This window comes from Acinetobacter lwoffii (genome assembly GCF_019048525.1).
GTDB lineage: Bacteria > Pseudomonadota > Gammaproteobacteria > Pseudomonadales > Moraxellaceae > Acinetobacter > Acinetobacter lwoffii_K.
Genome location: NZ_CP077369.1, coordinates 387,598 through 413,969, shown reverse-complemented (window position 1 = coordinate 413,969; position 26,372 = coordinate 387,598). Strand labels below are relative to the sequence as shown.

The window sequence follows — 26,372 nt, the reverse complement described above, 5'->3', positions numbered from 1 at the left end:
AGGTGACAAAGGTTCAATTGCCTAGATTTAATTGTAGAGGTTGTGTTGTGATTTCCTTCAGCTTCTCCATGTTTAATGCATCATCTCTGATTTGTTAAAAGATTTATCTTTATTGCTTGCGTTTAAACTATAAGAATATGCCGGAATCCGTCATCGTTTTAGATAAGACCGAGTACTAATTCTGAATGTTGTTTTATAGCTAAAAGCTTAGAATAAACAGAGTGTAGTAATGAAGAAAATTCAATGAAAGTCTATCGATATTTTACCGGGAAAGATGATGTACATTTTTGTGCGCGGGTGACCCGTGCCTTAAATGAAGGTTATGAGCTATATGGTTCACCCACCATGACTTTTAATGGTACGGATGTAATTGTGGGGCAGGTGGTGATTAAAGATGTAGTGGATGAATCTGAGATTCCACAAGGATTAAAAAATGCGCTGGATCTTTAATCTCAGCGCATTTTCTAACTTAAATTAATCAAATAAAAGTGTTTAGTTGTTTAGACTTAAGCGTTTATTATTGCCATATAAACGGCCCAATAAAAGTATGCAAGCTACGCTGAGGCCTACAATCAGGCCAACCCAGACACCGGCGGCGCCCATGTCGGTAAAGCGGGACAAATACACCCCGACCGGGAAGGCGATGACCCAGTAAGCCAGCATGGTAATCCACATTGGCCCCTTGGTATCCTGCATGCCGCGCAGACAACCTGCCGCACTGATCTGCCAGGCATCCATCAGCTGATAGGCAATGGCAAACAGAATCAGATAGACTGCAATTTGGGTCACGATCATATCTGAGGTGTAGAGTGCCACGATTTCATTGCGAAAAACCCAAAGCAGAATCATGGTCAGGATCGCCAGAATAGTGGCAGTAATCAGGCCGAGATATTGTACTTTACGCATGGCTTGCCAGTTCTGTTCACCATAGTAGGTGCCAACCCGAATGGTCAGGGCAATCGCCAGTGACATGGGAATCATGAACAGTTGTGAAGTGACAGAAATAGCAATCTGATGGGCAGCGACAATGGTCTCACCCAAAGGACTCAGCACAATTGCTGCTGTACTGAAAATACTGACCTCAAAGAAGATCGCCAATCCAATCGGAAAACCCAGTTGCAGAATACGCTTCACCCATTCCGGGTTGATTTTTTCCCAATGAGTAAAAGGCTGGGTACGTTGATAGGCCTTATTCTTAAAGATATACAATGCCAGAGTCATGAGCATTAACCACTGCAAAATCGCTGTGGCAAACCCACAGCCTGCACTGCCCAGGGCCGGAACAGGGCCAATACCATACATAAAGATATAGTTCAGCGGAACCAGCAAAACCAGCGCCAATAAACTAATCACGGTGACCGGGCGAGGATTTCCAATCGCTTCTGAGTAGCCGCGTAAGGCTGCATACATGGTTACCGCAGGCATACCAAAACCAATCGCATGCAGGAATAAACCGGCTTTGGGCTGCAAGCTTTCCGGTACACCCAAGAGAGGTAAAAGGGCTGGCAAAACTTGTAGAATCAAGCCGGCAATTACCCCAAGAATCAGGGCAACCCAAAGTGATTGACGTGCAATGGTGGCAATTTTTTCAGGTGTACGTGCGCCATTGGCCTCAGCAACCAAAGGCGTCGTGGCAATCATAATGCCACTAAACAGCAGCATCACCGGAATCCAGAGTCCTACTCCGACGGCAATCGCGGCAAGATCGGTAGCAGACAGGTGACCGGCCATAATGGTATCAATCAGACCCAGACCAGCCTGAGAAAATTGGGTCACCAGAATGGGTAACATCAGATGAAACAGTTTTTTTAATTCAAAACCAAAGGTTGTGACTGGTGAAACATTCGACACAAAAATTACTCATCGTGATCATGTGCTTAAATAGAAGGTTTAGCGTTGTAAAGTGAGAAGCACACCAATAAAAATTACCACGCCGCCTAAAAGACGTTGCCAATTAATCGGCATTTTTTCATTACCCAATAATCCCAGATGATCGACCAGCATCGACATCACCATCTGACCAAAAATAATGAGACCGCTAAGAACCAGAAAGCCAAGTTTGGGCGCTGCATAAATGCTCATGCTAATCGCGTATACACCCACGATGCCCCCGAGCCATAAATACCAGGGAACACTCATCAGTTCCTGTAAACCGGGTTTGGGATTGGACTGAAAAAGTACGATTACGGCGAGCACTATTGTACCAATCAAAAAGGAAAAAAATGCAGCTTGAATAGGAGAATATAAATATTCTTTTAGTTGTGTATTAATTGCGGTCTGGAGTGTCAATAAAACACCGATTGCAAAAACCAAAGGAAGTAAAATAATAAGTTGAGAAGATATTTTCATAATTTTAACTGACTAATTCTATTTAAATTTTTAGGCATATCACACGATCAAATTTAATTTTAGCAGTGTTGCCGCCGAGTCATGTTAAAATTCCGCTATATCTTGTAATCGTTTTTGAGTAGTTCTTTGGCTGAATTGAATCCTGCTGCTGTCCCTTTGTCCTTATATATTCATATGCCTTGGTGTGTGCGCAAATGCCCTTATTGTGACTTCAATTCACATGCGGTTCCGGATGGTCAGCTATCACTGGAATTGGAACAGGAATATTTACGAGCACTGGTGGAAGACTTTAAAACTCAGGTCGATTTTGCCCAAGGCCGGCAGATTCACAGTGTCTTTATTGGTGGGGGGACGCCGTCACTGATTTCTGCCCTAGGCTATCAATGGTTATTTGATCAGCTCAAAGCCGTTATTCCCTTTGCCGAAGGCTGTGAGATTACGCTGGAAGCCAATCCCGGCACAGTCGAACATGATCCGTTTGCCGGTTATTTGCAGGCCGGAATTAACCGTCTGTCGATTGGGGTACAGAGTTTTAATACCGAGCATCTCAAGCGTTTGGGACGGATTCACAGCAATGAAGATGCGATTTCTGCCATTGGGCTGGCACGTGAAGCTGGGTTTCAGCGGATTAATGTCGACTTGATGCATGGTTTGCCTGAACAGACTTTAGAACAGGCTTTGCATGATTTAAAACTGGCAGTGGAGCAGGGCGCAACCCATATTTCCTGGTATCAGCTGACGATTGAACCCAATACGGTATTTTTCCGGACTCAACCGATTTTGCCTGTCGATGAAGTATTGGAAGATATTCAGGAGCAGGGTGAGCTCTACTTAAAAGCTCAAGGCTTTATCAACTATGAAGTTTCGGCTTGGCGTAAAGAATTGCCTTCAGCGCATAATCTGAATTACTGGCAGTTTGGTGACTATTTGGCAATTGGTGCTGGAGCACATGGCAAAGTCACTCAGCCGGATGGCGTGTATCGGTTCCAGAAAACCCGTTTACCTAAGGACTACTTAGCCAAAGTACCTGCCGAGCATGTGCAGTTTAAGCGTATTGAAGATGCCGACATGCCTTTTGAATTTATGATGAATGCGTTACGTTTAAATCACGGTGTGGAAGCCAAACTCTATGCCGAACGTACTGGTTTGAGTCTAGATACTTTACATGAGTTACTGAGTTCTTTACGTGACAGAAAATTAATGGTCGATGATCAAGACCGGCTTTCTTGTACTGAGCAGGGGCATATCTTTTTAAATTCGGTATTAGAAGAATTTCTTTAATTATTTAATTTTCCCATTGTTTGAAAAGAAACACCACTAGGATTCTAGTGGGTTTTTTATTGCCTTAAATAAATACCTAAAGTCTGATTGAAGCTTTCTTAGAGAGAAGTTTTCTGAGAATATTCAAAGATTAAATTAAATGAATATTATAATTTCTAGAGGGTGGGCAGGTGGATACATTATGGGCTTTTCAACAGATGGATTTAGCTGATACCCGATTTTTTATTTTCGATAGTAAAGCTGATCATCTCGTCTATGGGGATCTAGACTTTGAAGAATATCATTGGGATCAGTCTAAATATAATAGAGTCAGGGAAGGAGATTTCTTTCTATATCGCCGACCGCAAAAAGCCTCTGAAATTAAAAATCAATTCTATCTTTATGGTGCAGGCCGTATAGCCAAGATTATTGCACCTACTGCTATTCCTCAAAATCATCAAAAACGCCGAACCAAACCGGTCTTTGCGGAAGTGATCGATGGTATACGTTTTATAGATCCCATTCTACAGTCCGATTTGGAAGATTTTCAATGGACTTTTAAACCACGCGGAAATACTTGGGCACATTTTTTTCAACAATATGGCATGAATGAGATCACGGCAGATGATTTTTGGCGATTACTTAAATTAGCGGGAAGAGGAGAAAAACAGGACACTTTACTAGATACGCATTTGCGTCAAGAAATCCTTGATTATAGTGTTGAAGATCAATATGCAAGGGTAAATGTTCGCGGTTCGCCACACCAGAAATTTGCTTTACAAGTTAAACTTAATTATCAATATCAATGTGCGATCTCCGGCATTAAGACCAAAACTTTTTTAGTGGCTTCTCATATCGTACCCTGGTCTGAAAATCAGGCACACCGAAAAAATCCGCGTAATGGAATTTGTTTATCTTCTTTATTGGATCAAGCTTTTGATCAAGGATTTATCACGCTAGATAAAGGGCTTAAAGTGTGTCTTGCTAATCAAGCCAAGCAAGATGCGAGTTTATACGCCTATTTAAAACCCTATCACGGTAAACGAATCGACGTACCAAAACGTTTTGCCCCTGATCCGGTATTTTTAGCCTGGCATAGAGCACACCGGTTTTTAGAAAAACCCAATGATCTTTAAAAGCGAGCGGTATGAGAGAAATGATAGGCACAAAAAAAGCACTCTAAGAGTGCTTTTTTCAATATCTTGCTTCTAAATTATAGAGCAACGATATTTACAGCTGTCGGGCCTTTTTGACCTTGAGCTACGCTGAAAGAAACCTTTTGGCCTTCAACTAAAGTTTTGAAACCTGAACCAGTGATTTCGCTGAAATGAGCAAAAACGTCTGGACCTGATTCTTGTTGAATGAAACCAAAACCTTTAGTTTCGTTGAACCATTTTACTGTACCGTTAACTGTATTAGACATAATATAACCTATTGAATCGTATGAATTTATAGCCAAAATTTCAGATGACTAACTGTAACTTTGAAAAATAAAAAGGATGGAGCTTTTTGATCTGTAATACGAAGGTTTATGACTAAAACTGCGATACTTAAAAGAAGACTAACCAAAACAAGAATTTTTCTAGTTGGGATTATCATACCGCTTATTTTGAGATATACAAGCGTTTTATTTGGCTAATTTATTAGGATGTTGAAAAATATAAAATTAAATTTGTATATTTTCTATGCAGAAAGGTTTTTTAAGTTGAAGAAGGGCATCTACATCAATAAAAAGAGCGCCGAAGCGCCCTTTTCAAGTCAATTTACAGCTTAGTAATCGAAGCTAAAGTGTTCTGGCGCGAGTGCCGTCATGGTTTTAGACGGATTCACCATCGCTTCTGCATGACCTTGGGTACGTGGCAGGATACGTTCAAAGTAGAAATCAGCAGTTTTGATTTTTGCTTTATAGAACTCTGGTACTTCCGCACCATCGCCAGAAGCCAGTTTGGCTGAAGCGACTGCGGCTTGTTGTGCCCAGAAGTACGCCATCATCACATAACCGGAGAACATCAGGAAATCGACTGATGCAGAAGAAACGATGTCGCGGTCCTTACGTGCAGCCAGCATGATACGCACAGTTAGTGCATTCCACTGTGCACAGAGCTTGGTCAAATCCCAGGCAAAGCGGCGCATGTATTTATTGCGTGCATGCTGACCGCAGAATTTCAGGATTTCAGCAGTGTAATCACGAATCACTTTGCCTTTCGAGGTCAACAGCACTTTACGACCAATCAGATCCAGTGCCTGAACGCCTGTTGTGCCTTCATACAAGGTAGAAATACGTGAGTCACGTACGATCTGTTCCATGCCCCATTCTTTGATATAGCCGTGTCCACCGAAGACTTGCATACCGTGATTTGATGCCTCATAACCCATTTCGGTCAGGAAGCCTTTCAGGATTGGAGTATAGAACCCAAGATGGTCATCATGCTGTTCAAATGCTGCAGTATCGCCACGCAGCAAAGCATCATTCATGTTGTCGGCAATTTTTGCTGCATGATAAATCATGGCACGGCCACCTTCAGCAATGGCTTTTTGCGTCAATAGCATACGGCGGACATCAGCATGGTGAATGATCGCATCCGCTACTTTTTCCGGATCTTTTTTGCCAGACAGGGCGCGCATTGACATACGCTCTTTGGCATACGGTAAAGCACCCTGGAATGACAATTCAGCATGACAAATACCCTGAATCGCAGTACCAATACGCGCCGTGTTCATAAAGGTGAACATAGCGTGCAAGCCTTTATTCGGTTCGCCAATCAGGTAGCCAGTCGCATTGTCAAAATTCAGTACAGCCGTTGCTGAAGCGCGAATCCCCATTTTGTGTTCAATCGAACCGCAGTTCACTGGATTACGCTCGCCGATCCCGCCATCTGCAGCAGCAATAAATTTCGGTACGATAAACAGAGAAATCCCTTTGGTACCTTGCGGCGCATCTGGAAGGCGTGCCAGTACGATATGTACGATATTTTCAGTCAGGTCGTGCTCACCTGCGGAAATAAAGATTTTGGTGCCTGAAATGGCATAGCTGCCATCTTCTTTCGGCTCTGCTTTGGTCTTAACTTGACCCAAGTCAGTACCACATTGCGGCTCAGTCAGACACATGGTGCCCGCCCAAGTTCCTGCAACTAAGTGAGGCAGATACGTGTTTTTCTGCTCATCGGTACCATATTGCATGATAGTGTTGATACAACCCACACTTAAACCCGGATACATCTGGAATGACCAGTTTGCAGTCCCCATCATTTCCGATTTGATCAGGTTTAAAGACATTGGCAGGTTTTGGCCACCAAATTCTTCAGGATAAGACAGACCTTGCCAGCCACCTTGTACGAACTGGTCGTAAGCTTCTTTAAAGCCTTTCGGTGTTTTTACTTCGCTATTTTCAAAATGACAGCCTTCTTCATCACCGCTTTGATTCAACGGCGACAGTACATTTTCACAGAAATCTGCAGCGCCTTCTAAGATCATATCTACCGTGTCGGCATCGGCATATTCACCATTCGACAAATTCTGGTAGTGCGCAGGGTAGTCAAGCACTTCATTCATAAGGAAGCGAATGTCGTGTAAAGGGGCTTTATATGCTGGCATGCGTTTAATCCTGATTGAAATTAGTTTTGGATTATCTGTATCGATTCTTTGATTATTCACATTCGGGATAAAAAAACATTGATGAATTCAGTGAATAAAAATGTCAGAAAAGCTAATCGATTTTTAAGGCTAATGAATGAAATCATCGAATTTCATCATTAGGTGTTTACATTACAGGAAGATTAAAAACTTGTTATATCAATGGAATTTAATGAGTTAAAAGGTGATTTGTCCAGTATATTTTTTTATGAATTGTGCTCGGATTCAGGTGGCAAAATAACTCATTTTAAAATGTCATTAAAACCAATCCATGGTTTTTCAGCTTATAAAAAGTAGTAGGAGGGAAGTAAAGGGTTGCAGTTGCAACCCGAACTGAACTCATTAGAGAGATAGGGGTTTTAAAGAAACTCTTTTAAATCCGGTTTGATACCATTCCAGATGTAAAAAGATTCAATTGCTTGACCGACCAGCATGCCAAAACCTTCAGATGTCGGTACACCGCGTGCCTTGGCTTGATCCAGAAAGGAAGAAGGTTTGCCATAGGCCATTTCATAGGCCCGTTTAAACTGTAGCGTTTCCGGTAAAACCAAGGCATCACCGCTGAGACTGGCAGAAGTGGCATTAATCATCAAATCAAATTCACCGGCTAAAGTGTCTAGTGAAATCGCCTGTAATTCGACTTGCGGTACGGCATTCTGAAGATCAGCGACCAGTTGTTCCGCCCGTGCCAAGGTACGATTGGCGATCACGATTTTTTTCGCACCTGCCTGGGCTAGGGGATAGATTACACCACGCGTGGCACCGCCTGCACCAATAATTAAAATATCTGTATTTTCCAGTGGCCAATCTAGTGCTCGAATTGCTTCAACCAGTCCCTGACCATCGGTATTGTCGCCATGCAGCACACCATTTTCCATCCATAGCGTATTCACGGCTTTGGCAATTTTGGCCCGTTCACTCAGCACCTGACAGTGGGCAAAAGCCTGTTCTTTAAAGGGTACGGTGACATTCATGCCACTACCGCCATTGCTAAAGAATTCCTGAATGTTGGCTACGAAGCCATCCAGTGGCGCCAGACGCTTGGTGTAACTCAGGTCGACACCAGTTTTAGCAGCAAAGGCGTGATGCAATTCTGGAGAACGTGATTGTTCAATCGGGTTACCAATCACGGAAAATTGTTTGCTCATTTCACAATGTCCATGTGCGGAAATGGCCATCAATATACGTGAAAAAGCGCAGAGACTAAAGCCTGCGCGATTTTAAATTGCTGTTAAGTGATCCGGGTTTTAGGAACTGCAAATATCCATAATATGTTCCGCAAACATCAGCGCCATACTGAGAACAACCCCAAACCCAGTCAGGATACTCACCAGAATAGCGGCGCCATCCAGAATCAGGTTGTGACTCAAAATTGCGGTACTCATCGCGCTGATGGCGAGAGCCAGAAAAAGCCAAAAGGCCAACACAGGTAGATTTAATTGAAGATTATGCATTGTTATTCTCACTAGACATCAAATGGAATATGATCGATGTAGCGATAGGGTGCCGCGATCAAATCAGGTATTTCTATGCAGCAGTATAGAGGATATATCTATTAAAACAGCCCTCTATTTGAGGGCCGTTTGTATCATTTCATTGCGTTGGATTTTAATTCTGTTAACCAGTTATGTGGTTTCAGGTAGTAATCTGTTAAATGTTTTTCCGGTGAGCCCTCATCCCATTCAGGGCGATATGACCATCCGGTAAGCGGGGGCAGGCTGACCAGAATCGATTCAATCCGGCCACCAGTCTGCAAGCCAAACAGGGTGCCGCGGTCATAAACCAGATTGTATTCCACGTAACGGCCGCGACGGTATAACTGGAATTCGCGTTGTGCTTCGGTATAAGGCTTATCCTGATTGCGCTGGAAAATCGGCAGAATGGCTTCCAGATACCCATTGCCTACAGCCTGCATATACTGGAAACAGGTTTCAAAATCCCATTGATTCAGATCATCAAAAAATAAACCACCCACACCGCGCTGTTCATCACGATGTTTCAGATAAAAATAATCATCACACCATTGTTTATGTTCAGGATAAACCTCTTCGCCGAATGGCGCACATAGATCATGCGCCGTTTGATGCCAAGACAGTACATCTTCATCATTCGGATAAAACGGGGTCAGGTCAAAACCGCCACCAAACCACCAAATCGGATCTTGGCCTTCTTTTTCAGCCACAAATAAACGCACGTTGGCATGCGAAGTCGGTATATTCGGGTTTTTTGGATGGATGACCAGTGATACCCCCATCGCTTGCGCTTTGGCACCGGCAATATTGGGATGGCGTTCGGTCGCAGAAGCAGGTAGCTTGGAAATGTTGATGTGGGAGAACATTACCCCACCTTTTTCAATCACCGTACCATTTTGCAAAACACGTGAACGGCCACCACCACCTTCTGGACGCTCCCAGTCATCGATGATAAATTCGGCCGTACCGCCGCCAGCACGTTCCTGCTGTTCTAATGCTGCACAAATCCGTGCCTGCAAGTCGAGGAGAAATTCACGAACGTGTTGAATATCCGTAGATGTAGGATGCTGCATCAGAGCCCTCGTAGGGAAATAAAAAACTAACGACATCAAAGCATAAAATCAGTCAAAGATTAAGGTCTAATTTGGTGATGCAATTCATCAGCCCAGACATTACATTCCACTATTCATAAGCAGAATGCATCATTAAATCCGACTAAATGGCTAGGTTGAATTCTTTTTTCAAGCTCAGCACAATAACTCACAAGCGCTCATTGGCTTGAGCATTTCTCGACGGTAATAGGTGGGTCTCATGTCGGTACAGGTCAATTCCCTGATTCAAAAATACAATGTTCCCGGGCCACGCTATACCAGTTATCCCACTGTTCCGTATTGGGAAGAGCAGAATTTCTCGCTGGAACAATGGAAGCAAACGCTAAAAAAGTCTTTTGATGAATCCAATCAAAGCGAAGGCATTAGCTTGTATATCCACCTGCCATTTTGCGAAAGCCTGTGTACCTTCTGCGGGTGTCATAAGCGCGTGACCAAACGCCATGAAGTCGAACAACCTTATATTCAGGCACTGCTGAAAGAATGGGATCTATATTGCGAGTTATTACAAGAAAAGCCCATCATTAAAGAGATTCATTTTGGTGGAGGAACGCCGACCTTTTTTTCAATGGCACATCTGGCTCAACTAATTCAAGGCATTCTGGCCAAAGCAGACGTAGCGCCTGAGTATGAATTCAGTTTCGAAGGTCATCCCAATAATACTACGCGTGAACATTTGCAGGGATTGTATGACCTGGGTTTTCGTCGGGTCAGTTATGGTGTGCAGGATTATAACGAAACCGTGCAAAAGGCGATTCACCGGATTCAGCCTTATGAAAATGTTAAACAGGTGACCGAATGGGCGCGAGAAATTGGCTATGAATCGATTTCCCATGATCTGGTCTTTGGTCTGCCATTTCAGAGTCTGGATGATGTTTTAAATACTATTGAACAAACCAATTCGCTCTTGCCGGACCGTCTGGCTTTATATAGCTATGCACATGTGCCCTGGATTAAAGGTAATGGTCAGCGCGGTTTTAAAGATGCCGATGTGCCCAAAGATGCGATCAAACGGGAATGTTATGAAGCGGGTAAAAAGAAACTTCTGGCACATGGCTATCATGAAATCGGTATGGATCATTTTGCCTTAGAAAAAGATGCGATGTACCAGTCCTTTCAAGCTGGAACATTGCACCGCAATTTTATGGGATATACCGCCTCTAAAACCCAGGTGATGATTGGGCTAGGCATTTCTTCAATCAGTGATAGCTGGTACAGCTTTGCGCAGAATGTGAAAACCATTGAAGAATATTATGAATGCCTGGCACGCAATGAAATTCCGGTATTTAAAGGACATGTCTTAAATCAGGAAGATTTGATCATCCGGCAACATATTCTAAATTTGATGTGCAGCTTTAGCACCTCATGGGAAAATTCCGAGATGCTTTTCCCTGAAATTGATGAGGTTTTGGAACAGCTTGAGGAAATGGCACAGGATGGTTTGATTCAATTTTCAGACTCGTCAGTCACGATTCTGGAGAAAGGGAAACCATTTGTACGCAATATTTGTATGGCTTTTGATTTACGTTTAAAGCGACGCATACCGGAGAACCGGATTTTCTCGATGACGATTTAATCTTCCCCTAACCCCATTTTTAAGAAAGATAGGGAAAACCTCCCCGAGCAAGACTTAAGCATTGCTTTAAGTCGAAGCGCAAGAAAGGGAGGTTTGGAGTGGTTAAGTTAAAATAAGGTAGGACAGGGTTTTAAAAATATTAAAAATCATCTTTTTTATAAAGATGTGCCATGCGTTCGTGCTTGGTCTTGAGATATTGTTCATTAAAAGGGTTTAAACCCACAGTCAAAGGCACACGATCGATCACGTTAATTCCCTGGGCTTTTAAAGCCTCAATTTTAGAAGGGTTATTGGTCACCAAGCGTACTGCTTTCACCTGTAAATGATCCAGCATGATGCTACACATATCATACTGGCGTGCATCTGCGGGCAGGTTCAGCATTAAATTGGCATCTACGGTGTCATGTCCCTGATCTTGCAGAGCATAAGCGCGAATTTTATTGGTCAGGCCAATGCCACGACCTTCCTGACGCAAATACAGAATGACTCCGCGGCCCAATTCATTGATCAGTTTTAAAGTCGCTTGCAATTGCGGGCCACAGTCGCATTTGAGCGAAGCAAAGGCATCACCGGTTAAACATTCAGAATGCACACGCACCACTACAGGCTCATCTGATATTTCTTCAAGTCCTTTGGAAAGTGCGACATGTTCTTCGCCAGTCTCAGGGTCTTGAAATACAGTAATTTTAAATTCACCGTGAGCGGTAGGTAATCTTGACGTTGCGACAAATTCGATTGGCACAGCTGAACCCGTTAAATCCTGAAATTGGCTAAAGTATAGCGTAATGATTGAACATTGGTAGAATTGCAAAGTCGAAATTCTGCAATAGATTTTCTTTTTTGTAGAAAGCGAACGATAATAGTTGATAAATAGTAAGATTATTCAGGATAATCGTAGGCTGCAATTTTTTCACCCCGACGAGATCATTGTTTAATATTGCATCGCTAGAAGCGTAGCTGAATTGAAGCTGCTACAATTCAGCTATATGATCGGGTACTCCCCATTGACCTAGCTTTAGATTTGCCAGGCTTTAGAAGGCTTTGCCATAATATGCTGTATACAGAAATCCCAACTCAACGCCCTGTAACACCGTTGCTTGATGCGATCAATCATCCTGAGCAACTGCGTGCACTCGAGCAAAGCCAGCTAGAACAAGTGGCGGATGAGTTACGTCAATTCATTTTGTATGCTGCCGGGCAAAGTGGCGGACATTTTGGTGCCAATCTCGGTGTGATTGAACTCACCGTGGCTTTACATTATTGCTTTAATACACCGCATGACCGCCTGATCTGGGATGTAGGTCATCAGGCCTATCCGCATAAAGTGTTGACTGGTCGTCGTGAACAGCTCACCACGATTCGTGCCAAAGATGGTCTGGCTGCGTTTCCGGCTCGTGAAGAATCTGAATTTGATACCTTTGGGGTAGGGCATTCTTCGACGGCGATTTCTGCTGGCCTAGGTATGGCGCTGGCACGTCGTTATCAGAACAAGCCGTGTGAAGTGGTATCGATTATTGGCGATGGCGCCATGACGGCAGGTATGGCTTTTGAAGCTTTGAATGATGCCGTGGCACACAGTGCTGATCTGATGGTGGTGCTGAACGACAATGATATGTCGATTTCTTGCAGTACCGGTGGTTTTGCCAAACATCTGGCTGCCATTTGGGAGCGCGGTGAGTTCGTTAATGTTACCGAGCAGGGTGAGGCATATGTACAGCCACATCCAGAATGGTTGTATAACTCGCGTTTGCACAGTGCAGCAACCGACGCTGCAGATAACTTATTCCAAGCCATCGGCTTTGACTATTTTGGCCCGTACGATGGTCATGATGTCAAACAGCTGGTGCATGTCTTTAATGCGCTGAAAAAGCGTAAAGGCCCACGCCTGATTCATGTCTATACTAAAAAAGGCAAAGGCTTTGCTCCGGCAGAATCCGATCAAATCAAATATCACGCGATTAGCAAAATCAACGCCGTTGCCGCCAGCAATACTGCACCGAAATATTCGGATGTATTTGGACAATGGCTTTGCGATGAAGCGGCACAAGATGCCCGTTTGCTCGCAATCACACCTGCGATGTGCGAAGGCTCAGGCATGGTCAAATTTGCCAAAGAATATCCAGAACGTTTCTTTGATGTCGCGATTGCCGAACAGCATGCGGTTACCTTGGCTGCCGGTATGGCTTGTGAAGGCTTGAAGCCGGTGGTTGCAATTTACTCGACTTTCCTGCAACGCGGTTATGATCAACTGGTACATGACGTGGCTTTGCAGAATCTGGATGTTACTTTCGGTATTGATCGTGCCGGTCTGGTTGGTGAAGATGGCCCGACGCATGCCGGTGCTTATGACTATGCCTATATGCGTACTATCCCGAATATCGTGATCATGGCGCCGAAAGACGAAAATGAATGCCGTCAAATGCTGCATACAGCGTATTTGTATCCAGGGCCGGCAGCGGTACGTTATCCGCGTGGCAATGGACTGGGCGTCGATATCCAGCAAAAGATGATCGAGATTCCGATCGGTCAGGCGGAAATTGTGGCCAGCTTTAATGGGCAGTATGATGAATATATTTCTGTACTGGCATTTGGTAGCCGGGTACAGGCTGCAGTCGACGCTGCTGAAGCATTTGCCGTGAAACATGAGATTGGCGTGCGTGTGGTTAACATGCGTTTTGTCAAACCACTGGATACTCAAATGCTCGATGATCTCGCTTTAAGCACCAGTCTGTTTGTCACGGTGGAAGAACATGCAGTGATGGGCGGTGCGGGTAGTGCCGTGAATGAATATCTGGCAGAAGCGCAGATTGTCAAACCGATACTGAATTTGGGTCTGGATGATACATTTATGGCACAAGCGACTCATGCACAGATGTTACAGCAGGCGGGGCTGGATGCGCAAGGTATTGAAAAATCAATCAATCAGGCTTGGTCCAACCTAGGGCAAAGCGTCTTGTCATAATATCTTAAAAATTTTAGACACATTTTTCCCAAAAAAGCCCTGATATTTGCTAAGATATCGGGGCTTTTATGCATTATTCTTTATCAGTGTCTTCAAATTTGTAGTGGGTGTTCAATGGAACCTATGGTGGTGATGGCTGCGCGTGCGGCTCAGTTAGTTGGTCAAGAGCTTTTAAAAGCGCATCAGAATCGTCATAAACTCGATCTACAAGTCGAAGAAAAAGGAATTGATGGTCCGGTAACGCGTGTAGATCGTTATTTGGAACAGTTGACCATCGATACCCTACGTAAAAGCTATAAAAATCACAGTTTCCTTGGTGAAGAGTTTGGCTATCAGGAAGGTAAAGGTCATGACGCCGATTGGTGTTGGGTGATCGATCCGCTAGATGGTACTTTAAACTTCATTAACGGTTTCCCGCATTTCTGTATCTCTATCGCAGTTCAGCACAAAGGCATTACTCAACACGGGGTGATTTATGACCCGGTGAAAGATGAGCTATTCTCTGCCAGTCGTGGTCGTGGTGCCATGATGAACCAGCGCCGTATTCGTGTGAATGTTAAAGACAGCCTGGAAAATACCTTTATGGCTGTTGGTCACGCTTATCGTGCCAAGCGTAATGGCGAAGTTGTGTCTTATGCCAAGAACCATTTTCAAACCCTGTTAAACGTAACTGAAGCTGGCGCGCAATATCGTCGTTCAGGTTCTGCAGCATTGGATTTAGCCTATGTTGCTGCAGGTCGTTTCGATGGTTATTTCGAACTTGGTTTAAAGCCTTGGGATATCGCAGCTGGCGAATTGATCGTGAAAGAAGCAGGCGGTACTGTAGTTGATGCACGTGGTGGTAGCGACTCTATGGAAAATGGTCAAGTTTTGGCTTGTTCAATGAAAATGCTTAAGCCTTTAATGCAAGCAGTTGTTCCTGCTTGGGGCGAAGCAGCAAAATAATCGGGTTTAGATGAATCAGATCTAATATTGAGAAAAGGCGTCCTTCGGGATGCCTTTTTTATGCATGGAAATTTAAGTCGCGAGAGACTGATGCAAGATTGTTTGTCTATGCTTGAATACTGGAAATATCAGGTGAATTGGCGTAAAGTGACTTTTTATACCGCCTGTTACATTTTTTATTATATTTTAAGTATCAGAAATATATAGATAAATTAAGAATAAGGGAAATTAGTTTTAAAACTTAATGACATTGTGGAATATTCTGCTATAATTCCGCCACGCACTTAATTTCTGTTCTTTACCTGAACACTATCTTCTAATCATTGTATGCGCGTGCTGTCCATAGAGAGGACATATCCTTCGCGCCCCAATCGCTTAAGCGATTCCTTCAGGTTTGCGGCCGTAATCATGCGTGCGTTATATCCACATCGTCGTTACTCGGATCGCTGCTGAATCCTAATATTTTCAGCATTATTTGCTGTGCCGCTTTTTGCCGATGTCCATAATTGTTATTTATTAAATGGAGCACCCACTTCAGGGTGAATACTCTCTATGAGCAAAACTTTTGCTGATTTTTCCCTCGACGAATCTCTAACACAGGCTCTCGACGCTTTAGGCTTTACTACTCCTACTCCTGTACAAGAACAAGCGATTCCAGCTGCGCTTGAAGGCAAAGACCTTCTTGTGTCAAGCCAAACAGGTTCTGGTAAAACTGCTGCATTCTTACTGCCTACGTTAAATGCGTTGGCAAACCAAGATACATTAGTACCGTTTAAAGACCGTATGAAAGCGGTTACTCAACCGAATATTTTGGTGATTTCACCGACTCGTGAATTGGCACAACAGGTATGTCAAGACGCAATCGCATTTGTACGTCACATGAAAGGTGTTCGTATTGCAGCAATCATGGGCGGTATGCCTTTTGGTAAACAAATTCAACAGTTGAAAGGCGCGCAAGTTGTTGTTGCAACTCCAGGTCGTCTACTTGACTTGGTGAATCGTCGTCAAATCAAATTGGATAAAGTTGACGCGTTAATCGTCGATGAAGCTGACCGTATGCTTGACCTGGGCTTCTCTGAAGACTTAGAAGCAATTGGTGAGTTGGCTGCAAACCGCAAACAAACTCTTATGTTCTCTGCGACTTTTGCACCACGTATCATTACACTTGCAGAACGCATGATGAATGATCCAATGCGTATTTCGATCGAAACTGGTCACTCTACAAATACTGATATTACTCAGACTTTGCATTGGACTGACGGTTTCGAGCACAAGAAAAAACTTCTTACTCACTGGTTGAACGAAGAAGACGTTGATCAAGCAGTTGTATTTGCGTCAACTCAAGAAGACACAGATATGTTGGCTGAAGAACTTGCTGAAGCAGGTCTATCAGTTGTAGCGCTTCACGGTGCTATGCCACAAACTGTTCGTAACCGTCGTTTACGCAGCATCCGTGAAGGTCGTGCGAAGATCTTGGTTGCAACTGACGTTGCAGCGCGTGGTCTTGATGTACCAACTATTTCACACGTCATCAACTTCGGTCTTCCAATGAAGAATGAAGACTATGTACACCGTATCGGTCGTACAGGTCGTGCGGGTCGTACTGGTAAAGCCATTACTTTGGCGACTTACCGTGAACGCGGTAAAATCCGTGCTTTAGAAGACTTCCTTGATGCGCGTCTAAACGTATCTGAAATTGAAGGTCTTGAGCCATCTCCACCTCCTGCACGTGGTAGCCGTGATGGCGCTGGTCGCGGTCGTGGCCGTGATGGTGGTCGTCGTGATGGCGGTCGTGGTGGTTTCGGTGGCGGTCGTCGTTTTGAAGGCGAAAGCAACTTCAAACGTCGTGAAGGCGGTGATGATCGTCCACGTCGTAGCTTCGATGACAAACCTCGTGGCGAACGTCCGGCATTTGGCGAAGATCGTCCACGTAGTGACTTCGGTGATCGTCCAGCTCCACGTCGTGAAGGCGGTTTTGGTGATCGTCCACAACGTTCGTTTGATGACCGTCCAAAGCGTGACTTCGGTGATCGTCCAGCTCCACGTCGTGAAGGCGGTTTTGGTGATCGTCCACAACGTTCGTTTGATGACCGTCCAAAGCGTGACTTCGGTGATCGTCCAGCTCCACGTCGTGAAGGTGGTTTTGGTGACCGTCCTCGCTCTAATGATGACAACCGTGGTAACCGTGTAGATTATAAACCAGCTCGTGAAGGCGGTTATGGTGATCGTCCAAAACGTGATTTTGGTGATCGTCCTGCTCCACGTCGTGAAGGTGGTTTCGGTGATCGTCCAGCGCGTTCATTCGGTGATGACCGTCCAAAGCGTGATTTCGGTGATCGTCCAGTACGTCGCAACTTTGATGACAAGCCACGTGGTGAACGTTCGTTCGGTGGTGAAGATCGTCCACGTCGTAAATTTAACGACTAATTCAGTCGCTAGATGAAGATAAAAAAACCGGTAGAAATACCGGTTTTTTTATGCATTGAGTTTTTTGCTTTTTAACGTAAAATGTCTACTAAATCATATTTTGTCAGGGTTATGATAATTATTAACATGAAAAGCTTAACTCTTCGATCTCAATTGATAGAGGTGTATATGCCATATATCGCATTGACTTTGATTTTATGTAATATTATCTATTATTTATACAGTCTTTTTAATTAATCAATGTACCTGGCTCAAGCTTAAGTGCATATTTTTATTACAAAAAATACGAAATAATCCATTGTTGTCATTTTTTATGATATTAAACCACCTTTTTCAACTGCTAACATTTTGAACTTCGTTCCTTTATAGTATGCATGCTGAAAAAATGCAGGAATAAACTCAGCTATGAAAAATCAAACAGCGCGAGATACTCAATCTCTGATTGAAGTCAAGAATCTGAGCTTCAAGCGGGGTGAGCGCGTGATTTATGACGACGTGAGTTTAAGTATTCGTCGTGGGCAGATTACCGCCATTATGGGACCATCCGGTACTGGTAAAACCACTTTATTAAGGTTGATTGGTGGGCAGCTGGTTCCTGAGCACGGTCAGGTTTTACTGGACGGCAAAGATATTGCCACGATGTCACGTTCCGAACTTTTTTCAGCACGTGCACGGATGGGTATGTTGTTTCAGAGCGGTGCTTTGTTTACCGATATGAGCGTGTATGAAAATGTCGCATTTCCGATTCGAGCACATACTAAATTGCCGGAACATCTGATTAAGGAAATCGTGGCACTGAAGCTGGAATCAGTCGGTTTACGTGGTGCAGAACAGATGATGCCGTTTGAACTATCCGGTGGTATGAACCGACGCGTGGCTTTGGCCCGTGCGATTGCGCTGGATCCTGAGCTGATCATGTACGATGAACCCTTTGCCGGACAAGATCCGATTGTGATGGGCGTTTTGACTCGTCTGATCCGTTCATTACGTGAAGCACTGGACTTAACCACAATTATTGTCTCGCATGATGTTGCAGAAACTTTATCAATTGCAGACTACATCTATGTGGTGGCAGAAGGCAAAATTCAGGGCGAGGGCACACCGGCAGAGCTGAAAGCGCATCCGTCTGCTTTTGTACAGCAATTTCTGACCGGTTCGGTAGAAGGTCCAGTGGATTATCAGTTTAGTCATCAAGCTTATTTAAGTGATGAGGTTCGTTCATGAATGCAATTGCCGCATTAGGTAGACGCGTTATTGAACGTGTACAGGGGATTGGGGTCGCGACCCTGATGCTGTTGCAGATTTTATTTTCCATACCGACCTGGCTTGGAGTAAAGCTGTTTATTTATCAGATGTATCGGGTTGGGGTATTGTCCCTGCTGATTATTGTGGTTTCTGGCCTGTTTATTGGTGCCGTGCTTGGTTTGCAGATGTTTAGCATCTTGTCGACCTTTGGTAGTGAGTCGATGCTAGGAACGGCGGTCGCGTTGACCTTGCTGCGTGAACTGGCACCTGTGGTCGCTGCTTTGCTATTTGCAGGACGTGCCGGTTCAGCCTTGACTGCGGAAATTGGCCTGATGAAAGCTACTGAACAATTGTCCAGTATGGAAATGATCGGTGTCGATCCATTGAAGCGGGTGATTTCGCCGCGTCTTTGGGCAGGGATTTTTAGCTTGCCAATGCTTTCCGTCATCTTTGCCGCAGTTGGCATTATGGGCGGTAAAATGGTCGGGGTAGATTTCCTGGGTGCCGATGAAGGCGCTTATTGGAGCGGCATGGAAAGCAGCGTGCAATTCTATAAAGATGTCTTGAATGGCACCATTATTAAAAGTTTTGTATTCGCATTAATTTGTACTTGGATTGCGGTGTACCAAGGCTATGCCTGTGTCCCGACATCGGAAGGTATTGCAACTTCTACAACGCGTACAGTCGTCTATTCTTCACTGTGCGTTTTAGGCTTTGACTTTGTGTTGACTGCGGTCATGTTCGGAGGTGTTTAATGAAATCACGTACTAGTGAGCTGGCCGTTGGTGTTTTTGTTATTTTGTTTGGTATTGCCTTATTTTTCCTAGCAATGCGTGTCAGTGGTCTGGTCGGACACAATATTTCCGACAGCTATAAAATGACAGCGACTTTTGAAAATGTAAATGGGATTAAGCCGCGTGCCAAAGTGGCATTGAGTGGTGTGAAAGTGGGGCAAGTGGATGACATTACCCTGGATCCAGTCACGCGTCTGGCGACCGTGCATATGACCCTGGATGGCTCATTGACCTCGTTTAATGCTGAACAGTTAAAGCAGGTTCAGCAGGAAGCACTGGAAGAGTTACGTTATAGTTCGGACTATACTGCGGCTGCACCTGCGCAACAAAAAGACATGGAAAAACAACTGTTAGATAACATGAACTCCATCACCAATATTGATGAAGATGCTTATATTATGGTAGCGACCAATGGGTTGTTGGGTGAAAAATACCTGAAAATTATTCCAGGTGGTGGTCTGAACTATTTGAAACGCGGTGATCAGATTGCCAATACCCAAGGCACCATGGAAATTGAAGATTTAGTGACGAAGTTCATTACTGGCGGTGCCGGTAAATCGTCGGATAGTCAAGAAACTGCCCCAGAACAGGCGACAGTTTCAGAATCGACTGATGCAGAACCTGCATTTGTTGAATAATAGATTGAGGAGATTTCAGTGAAGACTTTAGTAAAACAAACGCTTGCAGCAAGCATTCTTTCAACAATGGTTGCTGGTACAGTGTTTGCTGCACCATCTGAAGCACCACCTGCTTTTATTAAAAAAGTGGCAGATGGTTTGATTGAGCGCCTCAAAGCTGATAATGCAAAATTGCAGAACAATCCGGCGCTGGTCAAAGCGATTGTCCGCCAGAATTTGGATCCATACATTGATTCACAGTCTTTCACGCGTATTGTGATGGGGACTTATGCGACGAACCAGTATAGTACTGCTGCACAGCGCGCGCAGTTTGAAAAGAATTTCCGTGAAACGCTCATTGAAAATTATGGTTCTGCATTTTCCAAGTTTAGTAATCAGACCTATAGCGTGCGTCCATACAAGGCCAGCAACAGCAAAAACCCTGTTGTAACCATCGACTTTAATAATAAAGGCGAGAAAATTCCGGTAGCGTTTCAGCTGGTGGACAAAGGCTCACAATGGAAAATCCGCAACATCAACGTATCGGGTATCGATCTAGGTTTGCAATTCCGTAACCAGTTTGCTGCGACAGTAAAACGTAATGGCGGTAATATAGATAAAGCTATTGCTAACTTCAAACCGGATGCAGAAGCTGCAATCGACAAGAACAAGAAATAATCAGATAGGTGAGCCGTGATTGTATTCAAGGATCAGGAATTGCAGGTTTCAGGCAAAATTGACTATGCCAATGCGCAGGACTATTACCTAAATGGTCTGCGTGTGGTTCAATCCCAGACCAAATTTCCGCTTGTGGTCAACTTGGCTGGGCTTGAAAGTGGCAGTACTTTGGCTTTGGCGGTATTGGTGCGCTGGTTGCGCCAAACTCCTCAAGCGCAAGGACTACAGTTTAAAGCTGTTCCTGCTAAAATGATGAATATCATTCAGGCCTGTCATTTACAGGATGATTTACAGATCATTCAGTAAATAAAAAAGCACCGAAAGGTGCTTTTTTATTGCTTTTCAAATAAACATGAATCAGATGAGGAGCGTTTCTTGCACTTCGCTTTAAAAGCAGTGCTTTAAAGCTCGCTTAAATCCACTTCTTCCATCTAAAGTAAATCAATGGCCCGATCAAAAAGCCGATCAAAATAATACTGACCATAATGAAGCTCATGGAGCCTTGTGCAAAAGGCAGAACTTCGGTATTCATGCCATAAATACTGGCAATGAGCATCGGCGGTGCAAGCATACTTGGCAAGATCGAGAATCGACGAATCGTATCGTTCTGTTCCGTGTTAATGAATCCGGACGTGGTATCGAGCAGGAAGCGCACTTTCTGGAACAGGAAGGCATCATGCTCCACCAGCGAGCGGACATCTTCACTAAGTTCTCGGATATCCGCATCATAAATATGACTACCCAAGGCGCGTGGACGAGACAGGAAAGTTAGAACACGACGTAAATCGATCAGACAGAGCTGCGCTTTACCGAGCATATCTTCCAGTTGAGCTAGCCGGGTAATCATGTCATCCAGATCGAGAATCTGCTCACGATGGCGGTTATTCAACACTTCAGTTGAATATTTCTCTAAATCTTTATGTACATCTTCTAGAATGTCGGCCAGTTCATCTAGTTTGGCTTCGAGCAGACCCAATAAAATCCAGGTCGGATCTTTATAATCGATTTCATAATCATTGCGGCGCGCACGGGCACGGAAGGCACGAAAGGCCACCAGCTTTTCGCCACGCAAGGTAAACAGACGGTCCTTATGCAGAATGAATGCTACGGTTTGTACCGTCGCCAGCATGCTGGATTCATCTTCGTTTTCGTTCTCGACCTGATAGTTTTTATTTTTGGTTAAAAAATAGGTACTGATATGCAAAATGCCGTCATCATCACGGTAAAATCGGGCACTCGAGGAAATATCTTCCAGCGATTTTAAGGTCGGCAAGTTTTGCGCATAGGCATCTAGAATCCATTGCTGCTCTTCTTGTGAAGGTGCAATCAGATCAAGCCATACTAAATCTGGATGCAGGTCGAAATCACCGTTAATCGTGATATCTTCTAAGCTACCGCGCTCTGTGGCGTAAAAGGCTTCAAGCATGCTGTCTTTTCTCCCTGGCGCAGTATGTGAATTGGAATGGGTGTATTTTAGACAAGGAATTGAATAAAAACACTGATATTAAGCAGTTATTTTTGGAAAAAGCGCGCTTGCAGCGATTTCGTACAATATAGCGTCAATTGGAGAGTGAAATGATGAATTCTATTGCAATTTTTTGTGGTTCAGCACTGGGCTCGGATCCTCTCTATGCCCAGATTGCCGAAAAGGTTGGCCAAACCTTGGCAGCAAGGCATCAGACGCTGGTCTATGGCGGTGGTCGCTCCGGTTTAATGGGCATTGTTGCTGATAGTGCTTTGGCTGCTGGTGGCAAGGTGATTGGTGTAATTCCAAGACAGCTGGTCAATCGTGAACTGGCGCATCCGCATATTACCGAGCTATTTGTGGTCGATAATATGCATGAACGTAAAACCCGCATGTCGGAACTGGCCCAGGGATTTATTGCCATTCCGGGTGGTGCCGGAACCCTAGAGGAAATTTTTGAACAATGGACCTGGGCACAGTTGGGAATTCATAAAAAGCCTTGTGCTTTTTTAAATGTAGATGGTTTCTATGATGATTTACTCAAATTTATCTATATGACGACTGAGAAAGGTTTTACCAAAGCGCGCTTTAGCGATGCTTTAATTGTGAGTGATAATCTGGATGATATTTTGCGCCAGTTTGAAAGTTATCAGCCGCCTGAAGCGAAATGGGGTATGGTCGATCAGACCGATCTTGTAAAATAAGCTGTCCACAGCATGATTTGTAGAAAATAAATGAACGTGATTACGGTGGCTGCAGCCATTATTTTAAATGAAGCGCAGCAACTGCTGGTGGTTCGCAAAAAAGGGACATCCTGCTTTATGCAGGTTGGTGGCAAGCTGGAGCCAAATGAAGCACCAGAAGCAACGATGTTGCGTGAAATTCAGGAAGAAATTGGCACACAGGCGCAGATTCAGCAATTCATTGGGCGTTTTGAAACCCAGACGGCAAATGAACCTGATCATCAACTGGTGAGTTATGTCTATTGGGTAAGTCTGGATCAAGCACCAAAAATTGAAGCGGAAATTGCCGAAATGAAATGGGTCGATCTGGATGAAAAAGAGCTACGACTCGCACCCTTGACCACTGAAATTGTGATTCCTTGGGTGAAGTCGCAGTTACTCGCCCAAGCTTAAATTTTCAGATTTGAGCACCTGCCAGACAGGCTGCATAAACTTTTTGACAGCCCAGTTGTTCAAGTGTTTGGCTCAGTGCTCGAATCGAGCTGCCGGTCGTCACCACATCATCAATAATCAGCACCCGACGGTAACGCAGCTTGGAAATAGTACTGATCTGGAATTGTGATTGGATGTCTTCAATCCGCTCCAGCCGGCTTAGGCCCTTTTGCGAGTGTTGTTTCATTCGTCGAACAGGTTGCCAGATGGGTACATTCAACTGTTTTGCCACATGTTTGGCCAGCACTAGAGATTGATTATAACCGCGCTCAGCCAGACGCTCATTCGAGATCGGCATCGGTACTATCGCACTGACTTTAGGTAGGTCTAAACTTAACAGCACACCTGCCAGTAAATTTTGCAAATGCAGCTTCTGTTCATATTTAAACAGTTGAATCAGCCGGTCCATCGGGTAAGCATAGTCGCAGGCAATCTGGAACTGCATTTCCTGCCGTTGAATGGTTTGATGTGCCCAGGGTAATTGTCGCCAGCAATCTTCACAGACTGAATGAATGGACTGATGATCGGTCAGACAGAGCTGGCAGGGCTGTAAGCGGGTCAGCCAGGATTTTCCATGTTGCAGTAATTTAAACATAGGCATAGCGCGGTGCTTCCGGTAGCCAGCGTTGCAATAATGCTTCGGCCTGATCGGGATAATCCTTGAGCATCTGCTGAGCCACATAATGTGCCTGATTGAGCAGGTGATCATCACGTTCAAGTTTGGCCACACGGAAATTCATGTCCCCGGTCTGTTTGGTCCCGAGCAGCTCACCCGGGCCACGTAACTCCAGATCTTTCTCGGCAATCATAAAACCATCATTGGTTTCGCGCATGATTCTTAAACGTTCCTGACCATTTTGCGAAAGTGGATGCTTATACAGCAGGGCACAGAAGCTGGCTTTGGCGCCACGACCGACCCGGCCACGTAGCTGATGCAATTGAGATAGACCCAGACGCTCGGCATTTTCAATCACCATAATGGAGGCATTGGGTACATCGACGCCGACTTCGATCACGGTGGTGGCAATCAGGAGCTGTAATTCATTATTTTTAAACTGCTGCATTACCGCCTGTTTTTCATCGGCTTTCATCTTGCCATGTACCAGTCCGATATTCAGCGCAGGAAAGCGCTCGCGAATTTCGGCAAAGGTCGCTTCTGCGGCCTGAGCATCCAGGGTTTCGGACTGTTCTACCAGTGTACACACCCAATATGCCTGCTTACCTTCAGCACAGTTGCTGGCAATCCGTTGCAAGACTTCTTCGCGTCGATCTAATGGAATGGTCACGGTCTGAATCGGGGTACGGCCCGGCGGCAGCTCGTCAATCACCGAGGTATCCAGATCACCATAGGCAGACATGGCCAGTGTGCGGGGAATCGGAGTCGCAGTCATCACCAGTTGATGCGGAGACATACCATCTAGCCCTTTATTTCTGAGTGCAAGGCGCTGATCCACACCAAAGCGGTGCTGTTCATCAATAATCACCAGACCCAGTTTGGCAAACTCGACATTTTCCTGAAACAGGGCATGGGTACCGATCACCAGATGGGCGCTCCCGTCCCGAATCACCTGTTCTGCTGCGGCGCGGGCTTTGCCTTTCTGCTTGCCGGAAAGCCAGGCCACATTTAAGCCCAAAGGCTCAAACCAGCGTTTAAAGTTTAGATAATGCTGCTCGGCCAGAATCTCGGTCGGTGCCATCAAGGCCACTTGCCAGCCTTCCTCTAAGGCATGGCAGGCTGCGACACCGGCCACTAGGGTTTTACCTGCACCAACATCGCCTTGCACCAGACGCAACATTGGTTTATTGCTTTTTAAATCCTGCACGATTTCTCTGGATACACGTTTTTGCGCACCGGTCATTTCAAAAGCCAGACTGGCTAAGAGCTGTTTGGCATAGGTTTTACTGGGCGCAAATGAAGGCGCTTCGACTTGCTGAATAAAGGCCCGACGTGTCAATAAACTGATCTGATGCGCTACCAGTTCTTCAAAGATCAGGCGCTGCTGTGCAGGATGTGAGCCTTGTGCTAGTTGCAGCATATTGGCATTGACTGGCGGGTGATGGATATATTCCAGTGCCTGTTTCAGTGCATAACCATTGCTAAATTTTGCTGGCAGTAGTTCAGGCAGATGGTCGCTGTATTGAGCCAAGGCCTGCTGAATATAATCCCGTATTTTGGGTTGGGTCAGGCCTTCAGTCGCAGGGTAAATCGCCGTGAGCTGGGTTTGAGGTAAAGGTGTGTCCTCAGTAATGACTTGCAGTTCGGGATGATACATTTCCAGACCGCGCGCACCGACCCGCACTTCACCAAAAATTCTTAAACGGTTACCCAGTTTGCAGCGGTCAGTAATACCTTTATAGATATGATAAAAACGTAAAGTAACCTTGCCAAAATCATCATCCAGCAGCACAGCCATAGATTTGCGTTTACCGGGTGGAAAATCTACACCTTTAACGATCCCTTCCAGCAGATAACTGCGTCCCACGCTCAATTGATTCATGGGAATGATCGTGCTACGGTCTTCATAGTCACGTGGTAGATGAAAAAGCAAATCATCAGTATTGAAGATATTTAGTTTTTCGAGTAATGAAGCGGCGGCATTGCCAACGCCTTGTAACTGATGGACTGCAGCCATGTCCCCTCAACCAGATTTGTGATTCGGTGCTC

At 44.7% G+C, this 26,372-nt stretch carries 25 protein-coding genes; 14 read left to right on the top strand and 11 right to left on the bottom strand.

All coding sequences use genetic code 11. From position 1 onward, the window contains the following. The first annotated feature begins 243 nt into the window (after nt 1-243). Nucleotides 244-450, top strand: a complete 207-nt coding sequence (locus I6L24_RS02020) for a DUF1737 domain-containing protein (protein WP_004281552.1) — start codon at nt 244-246, stop codon at nt 448-450. A gap of 42 nt (nt 451-492) precedes the next feature. Here I6L24_RS02020 and I6L24_RS02015 read toward each other — a convergent pair whose 3' ends face one another. Then, complete coding sequence (locus tag I6L24_RS02015; RefSeq protein WP_324160403.1) at nt 493-1,851, bottom strand: MATE family efflux transporter; 1,359 nt, start codon at nt 1,849-1,851, stop codon at nt 493-495. A gap of 39 nt (nt 1,852-1,890) precedes the next feature. Then, nucleotides 1,891-2,349 carry a DMT family transporter gene (locus I6L24_RS02010; protein WP_005108571.1) on the bottom strand — a complete coding sequence of 153 codons (459 nt, stop codon included), beginning with the start codon at nt 2,347-2,349 and terminating at the stop codon, nt 1,891-1,893. A 126-nt stretch (nt 2,350-2,475) separates the two neighbouring features. Here I6L24_RS02010 and hemW point away from each other — a divergent pair, with 126 nt between their 5' ends. Further along, complete coding sequence (gene hemW, locus I6L24_RS02005) at nt 2,476-3,630, top strand: radical SAM family heme chaperone HemW (protein ID WP_216986347.1); 1,155 nt, start codon at nt 2,476-2,478, stop codon at nt 3,628-3,630. 170 nt (nt 3,631-3,800) lie between these two features. Continuing rightward, nucleotides 3,801-4,745 (top strand): HNH endonuclease, encoded by a 945-nt coding sequence (locus I6L24_RS02000; protein ID WP_216986346.1) that lies wholly within the window; start codon nt 3,801-3,803, stop codon nt 4,743-4,745. A 77-nt stretch (nt 4,746-4,822) separates the two neighbouring features. Here the strand turns inward: I6L24_RS02000 and I6L24_RS01995 are convergent, their stop codons facing one another. From I6L24_RS01995 to hemF, 5 genes are all read right to left on the bottom strand, one after another. Next, a complete protein-coding gene (locus I6L24_RS01995; RefSeq protein WP_004281542.1) occupies nt 4,823-5,032 on the bottom strand; it encodes a cold-shock protein in 210 nt (69 codons plus the stop codon). 347 nt (nt 5,033-5,379) lie between these two features. Further along, nucleotides 5,380-7,203: an acyl-CoA dehydrogenase C-terminal domain-containing protein gene (locus I6L24_RS01990; RefSeq protein ID WP_216986345.1), complete on the bottom strand. Its 1,824-nt coding sequence runs from the start codon at nt 7,201-7,203 to the stop codon at nt 5,380-5,382. A gap of 398 nt (nt 7,204-7,601) precedes the next feature. Next, a complete protein-coding gene (gene aroE / locus I6L24_RS01985; protein WP_005263792.1) occupies nt 7,602-8,390 on the bottom strand; it encodes a shikimate dehydrogenase in 789 nt (262 codons plus the stop codon). Nucleotides 8,391-8,489: 99 nt separating this feature from the next. Continuing rightward, on the bottom strand, nt 8,490-8,696 hold the full coding sequence (locus tag I6L24_RS01980; RefSeq protein ID WP_004281539.1) for a hypothetical protein: 207 nt from the start codon (nt 8,694-8,696) through the stop codon (nt 8,490-8,492). A 134-nt stretch (nt 8,697-8,830) separates the two neighbouring features. Then, complete coding sequence (gene hemF / locus I6L24_RS01975) at nt 8,831-9,787, bottom strand: oxygen-dependent coproporphyrinogen oxidase (RefSeq protein WP_086044437.1); 957 nt, start codon at nt 9,785-9,787, stop codon at nt 8,831-8,833. Nucleotides 9,788-10,025: 238 nt separating this feature from the next. Here hemF and hemN point away from each other — a divergent pair, with 238 nt between their 5' ends. After that, nucleotides 10,026-11,399 (top strand): oxygen-independent coproporphyrinogen III oxidase, encoded by a 1,374-nt coding sequence (gene hemN, locus I6L24_RS01970; protein ID WP_005249871.1) that lies wholly within the window; start codon nt 10,026-10,028, stop codon nt 11,397-11,399. Nucleotides 11,400-11,538: 139 nt separating this feature from the next. Here the strand turns inward: hemN and ribA are convergent, their stop codons facing one another. Continuing rightward, nucleotides 11,539-12,141 (bottom strand): GTP cyclohydrolase II, encoded by a 603-nt coding sequence (ribA, locus tag I6L24_RS01965; RefSeq protein ID WP_004281536.1) that lies wholly within the window; start codon nt 12,139-12,141, stop codon nt 11,539-11,541. A gap of 309 nt (nt 12,142-12,450) precedes the next feature. Here ribA and dxs point away from each other — a divergent pair, with 309 nt between their 5' ends. From dxs to I6L24_RS01925, 8 genes are all read left to right on the top strand, one after another. Then, nucleotides 12,451-14,361, top strand: a complete 1,911-nt coding sequence (dxs, locus tag I6L24_RS01960) for a 1-deoxy-D-xylulose-5-phosphate synthase (RefSeq protein ID WP_216986344.1) — start codon at nt 12,451-12,453, stop codon at nt 14,359-14,361. A gap of 114 nt (nt 14,362-14,475) precedes the next feature. Next, a complete protein-coding gene (locus tag I6L24_RS01955; RefSeq protein ID WP_004281534.1) occupies nt 14,476-15,306 on the top strand; it encodes an inositol monophosphatase family protein in 831 nt (276 codons plus the stop codon). 552 nt (nt 15,307-15,858) lie between these two features. Next, the gene (locus I6L24_RS01950; RefSeq protein ID WP_216986343.1) at nt 15,859-17,733 is read left to right on the top strand and encodes a DEAD/DEAH box helicase; all 1,875 of its coding nucleotides are present in this window, start codon (nt 15,859-15,861) and stop codon (nt 17,731-17,733) included. Between the two features lie 405 nt (nt 17,734-18,138). Further along, complete coding sequence (locus I6L24_RS01945) at nt 18,139-18,957, top strand: ABC transporter ATP-binding protein (RefSeq protein ID WP_216986342.1); 819 nt, start codon at nt 18,139-18,141, stop codon at nt 18,955-18,957. Then, the gene (gene mlaE, locus I6L24_RS01940) at nt 18,954-19,733 is read left to right on the top strand and encodes a lipid asymmetry maintenance ABC transporter permease subunit MlaE (RefSeq protein ID WP_216986341.1); all 780 of its coding nucleotides are present in this window, start codon (nt 18,954-18,956) and stop codon (nt 19,731-19,733) included. The genes I6L24_RS01945 and mlaE overlap by 4 nt, the downstream gene beginning before the upstream one ends. Next, complete coding sequence (gene mlaD / locus I6L24_RS01935) at nt 19,733-20,410, top strand: outer membrane lipid asymmetry maintenance protein MlaD (protein ID WP_216986340.1); 678 nt, start codon at nt 19,733-19,735, stop codon at nt 20,408-20,410. The genes mlaE and mlaD overlap by 1 nt, the downstream gene beginning before the upstream one ends. An 18-nt stretch (nt 20,411-20,428) precedes the next feature. After that, nucleotides 20,429-21,067 carry an MlaC/ttg2D family ABC transporter substrate-binding protein gene (locus I6L24_RS01930; RefSeq protein WP_004281529.1) on the top strand — a complete coding sequence of 213 codons (639 nt, stop codon included), beginning with the start codon at nt 20,429-20,431 and terminating at the stop codon, nt 21,065-21,067. A gap of 15 nt (nt 21,068-21,082) precedes the next feature. After that, nucleotides 21,083-21,373 carry an STAS domain-containing protein gene (locus tag I6L24_RS01925; protein ID WP_071850897.1) on the top strand — a complete coding sequence of 97 codons (291 nt, stop codon included), beginning with the start codon at nt 21,083-21,085 and terminating at the stop codon, nt 21,371-21,373. A gap of 106 nt (nt 21,374-21,479) precedes the next feature. On the opposite strand, the gene I6L24_RS01920 is transcribed toward I6L24_RS01925, so the two are convergent. Next, the gene (locus I6L24_RS01920) at nt 21,480-22,493 is read right to left on the bottom strand and encodes a CorA family divalent cation transporter (RefSeq protein ID WP_004732304.1); all 1,014 of its coding nucleotides are present in this window, start codon (nt 22,491-22,493) and stop codon (nt 21,480-21,482) included. Nucleotides 22,494-22,645: 152 nt separating this feature from the next. Here I6L24_RS01920 and I6L24_RS01915 point away from each other — a divergent pair, with 152 nt between their 5' ends. Beyond that, nucleotides 22,646-23,236 (top strand): LOG family protein, encoded by a 591-nt coding sequence (locus I6L24_RS01915; RefSeq protein ID WP_216986608.1) that lies wholly within the window; start codon nt 22,646-22,648, stop codon nt 23,234-23,236. Nucleotides 23,237-23,266: 30 nt separating this feature from the next. Beyond that, on the top strand, nt 23,267-23,668 hold the full coding sequence (locus I6L24_RS01910) for an NUDIX hydrolase (RefSeq protein ID WP_005108590.1): 402 nt from the start codon (nt 23,267-23,269) through the stop codon (nt 23,666-23,668). A 4-nt stretch (nt 23,669-23,672) separates the two neighbouring features. On the opposite strand, the gene I6L24_RS01905 is transcribed toward I6L24_RS01910, so the two are convergent. Beyond that, nucleotides 23,673-24,308 carry a ComF family protein gene (locus I6L24_RS01905; protein WP_005101225.1) on the bottom strand — a complete coding sequence of 212 codons (636 nt, stop codon included), beginning with the start codon at nt 24,306-24,308 and terminating at the stop codon, nt 23,673-23,675. Next, nucleotides 24,295-26,340, bottom strand: coding sequence for an ATP-dependent DNA helicase RecG (gene recG / locus I6L24_RS01900; protein WP_004645042.1), 2,046 nt, complete (start codon nt 26,338-26,340; stop codon nt 24,295-24,297). Before recG ends, I6L24_RS01905 begins: the two co-directional genes overlap by 14 nt. Nucleotides 26,341-26,372 lie beyond the last annotated feature (32 nt).

What these genes read in the sequence shown, in the direction of transcription:
- I6L24_RS01950 (WP_216986343.1), top strand. Translation starts at nt 15,859, where the DNA reads ATGAGCAAAACTTTTGCTGATTTTTCCCTCGACGAATCTCTAACACAG.
- I6L24_RS02020 (WP_004281552.1), top strand. Translation starts at nt 244, where the DNA reads ATGAAAGTCTATCGATATTTTACCGGGAAAGATGATGTACATTTTTGT.
- aroE (WP_005263792.1), bottom strand. Translation starts at nt 8,390, where the DNA reads ATGAGCAAACAATTTTCCGTGATTGGTAACCCGATTGAACAATCACGT.
- recG (WP_004645042.1), bottom strand. Translation starts at nt 26,340, where the DNA reads ATGGCTGCAGTCCATCAGTTACAAGGCGTTGGCAATGCCGCCGCTTCA.
- I6L24_RS01915 (WP_216986608.1), top strand. Translation starts at nt 22,646, where the DNA reads ATGAATTCTATTGCAATTTTTTGTGGTTCAGCACTGGGCTCGGATCCT.
- hemN (WP_005249871.1), top strand. Translation starts at nt 10,026, where the DNA reads ATGTCGGTACAGGTCAATTCCCTGATTCAAAAATACAATGTTCCCGGG.
- I6L24_RS01910 (WP_005108590.1), top strand. Translation starts at nt 23,267, where the DNA reads ATGAACGTGATTACGGTGGCTGCAGCCATTATTTTAAATGAAGCGCAG.
- I6L24_RS01990 (WP_216986345.1), bottom strand. Translation starts at nt 7,203, where the DNA reads ATGCCAGCATATAAAGCCCCTTTACACGACATTCGCTTCCTTATGAAT.
- I6L24_RS01905 (WP_005101225.1), bottom strand. Translation starts at nt 24,308, where the DNA reads ATGCCTATGTTTAAATTACTGCAACATGGAAAATCCTGGCTGACCCGC.
- I6L24_RS01955 (WP_004281534.1), top strand. Translation starts at nt 14,476, where the DNA reads ATGGAACCTATGGTGGTGATGGCTGCGCGTGCGGCTCAGTTAGTTGGT.
- dxs (WP_216986344.1), top strand. Translation starts at nt 12,451, where the DNA reads ATGCTGTATACAGAAATCCCAACTCAACGCCCTGTAACACCGTTGCTT.
- I6L24_RS02010 (WP_005108571.1), bottom strand. Translation starts at nt 2,349, where the DNA reads ATGAAAATATCTTCTCAACTTATTATTTTACTTCCTTTGGTTTTTGCA.
- I6L24_RS01945 (WP_216986342.1), top strand. Translation starts at nt 18,139, where the DNA reads ATGAAAAATCAAACAGCGCGAGATACTCAATCTCTGATTGAAGTCAAG.
- mlaD (WP_216986340.1), top strand. Translation starts at nt 19,733, where the DNA reads ATGAAATCACGTACTAGTGAGCTGGCCGTTGGTGTTTTTGTTATTTTG.
- hemF (WP_086044437.1), bottom strand. Translation starts at nt 9,787, where the DNA reads ATGCAGCATCCTACATCTACGGATATTCAACACGTTCGTGAATTTCTC.
- I6L24_RS01980 (WP_004281539.1), bottom strand. Translation starts at nt 8,696, where the DNA reads ATGCATAATCTTCAATTAAATCTACCTGTGTTGGCCTTTTGGCTTTTT.
- I6L24_RS01920 (WP_004732304.1), bottom strand. Translation starts at nt 22,493, where the DNA reads ATGCTTGAAGCCTTTTACGCCACAGAGCGCGGTAGCTTAGAAGATATC.
- mlaE (WP_216986341.1), top strand. Translation starts at nt 18,954, where the DNA reads ATGAATGCAATTGCCGCATTAGGTAGACGCGTTATTGAACGTGTACAG.
- I6L24_RS01995 (WP_004281542.1), bottom strand. Translation starts at nt 5,032, where the DNA reads ATGTCTAATACAGTTAACGGTACAGTAAAATGGTTCAACGAAACTAAA.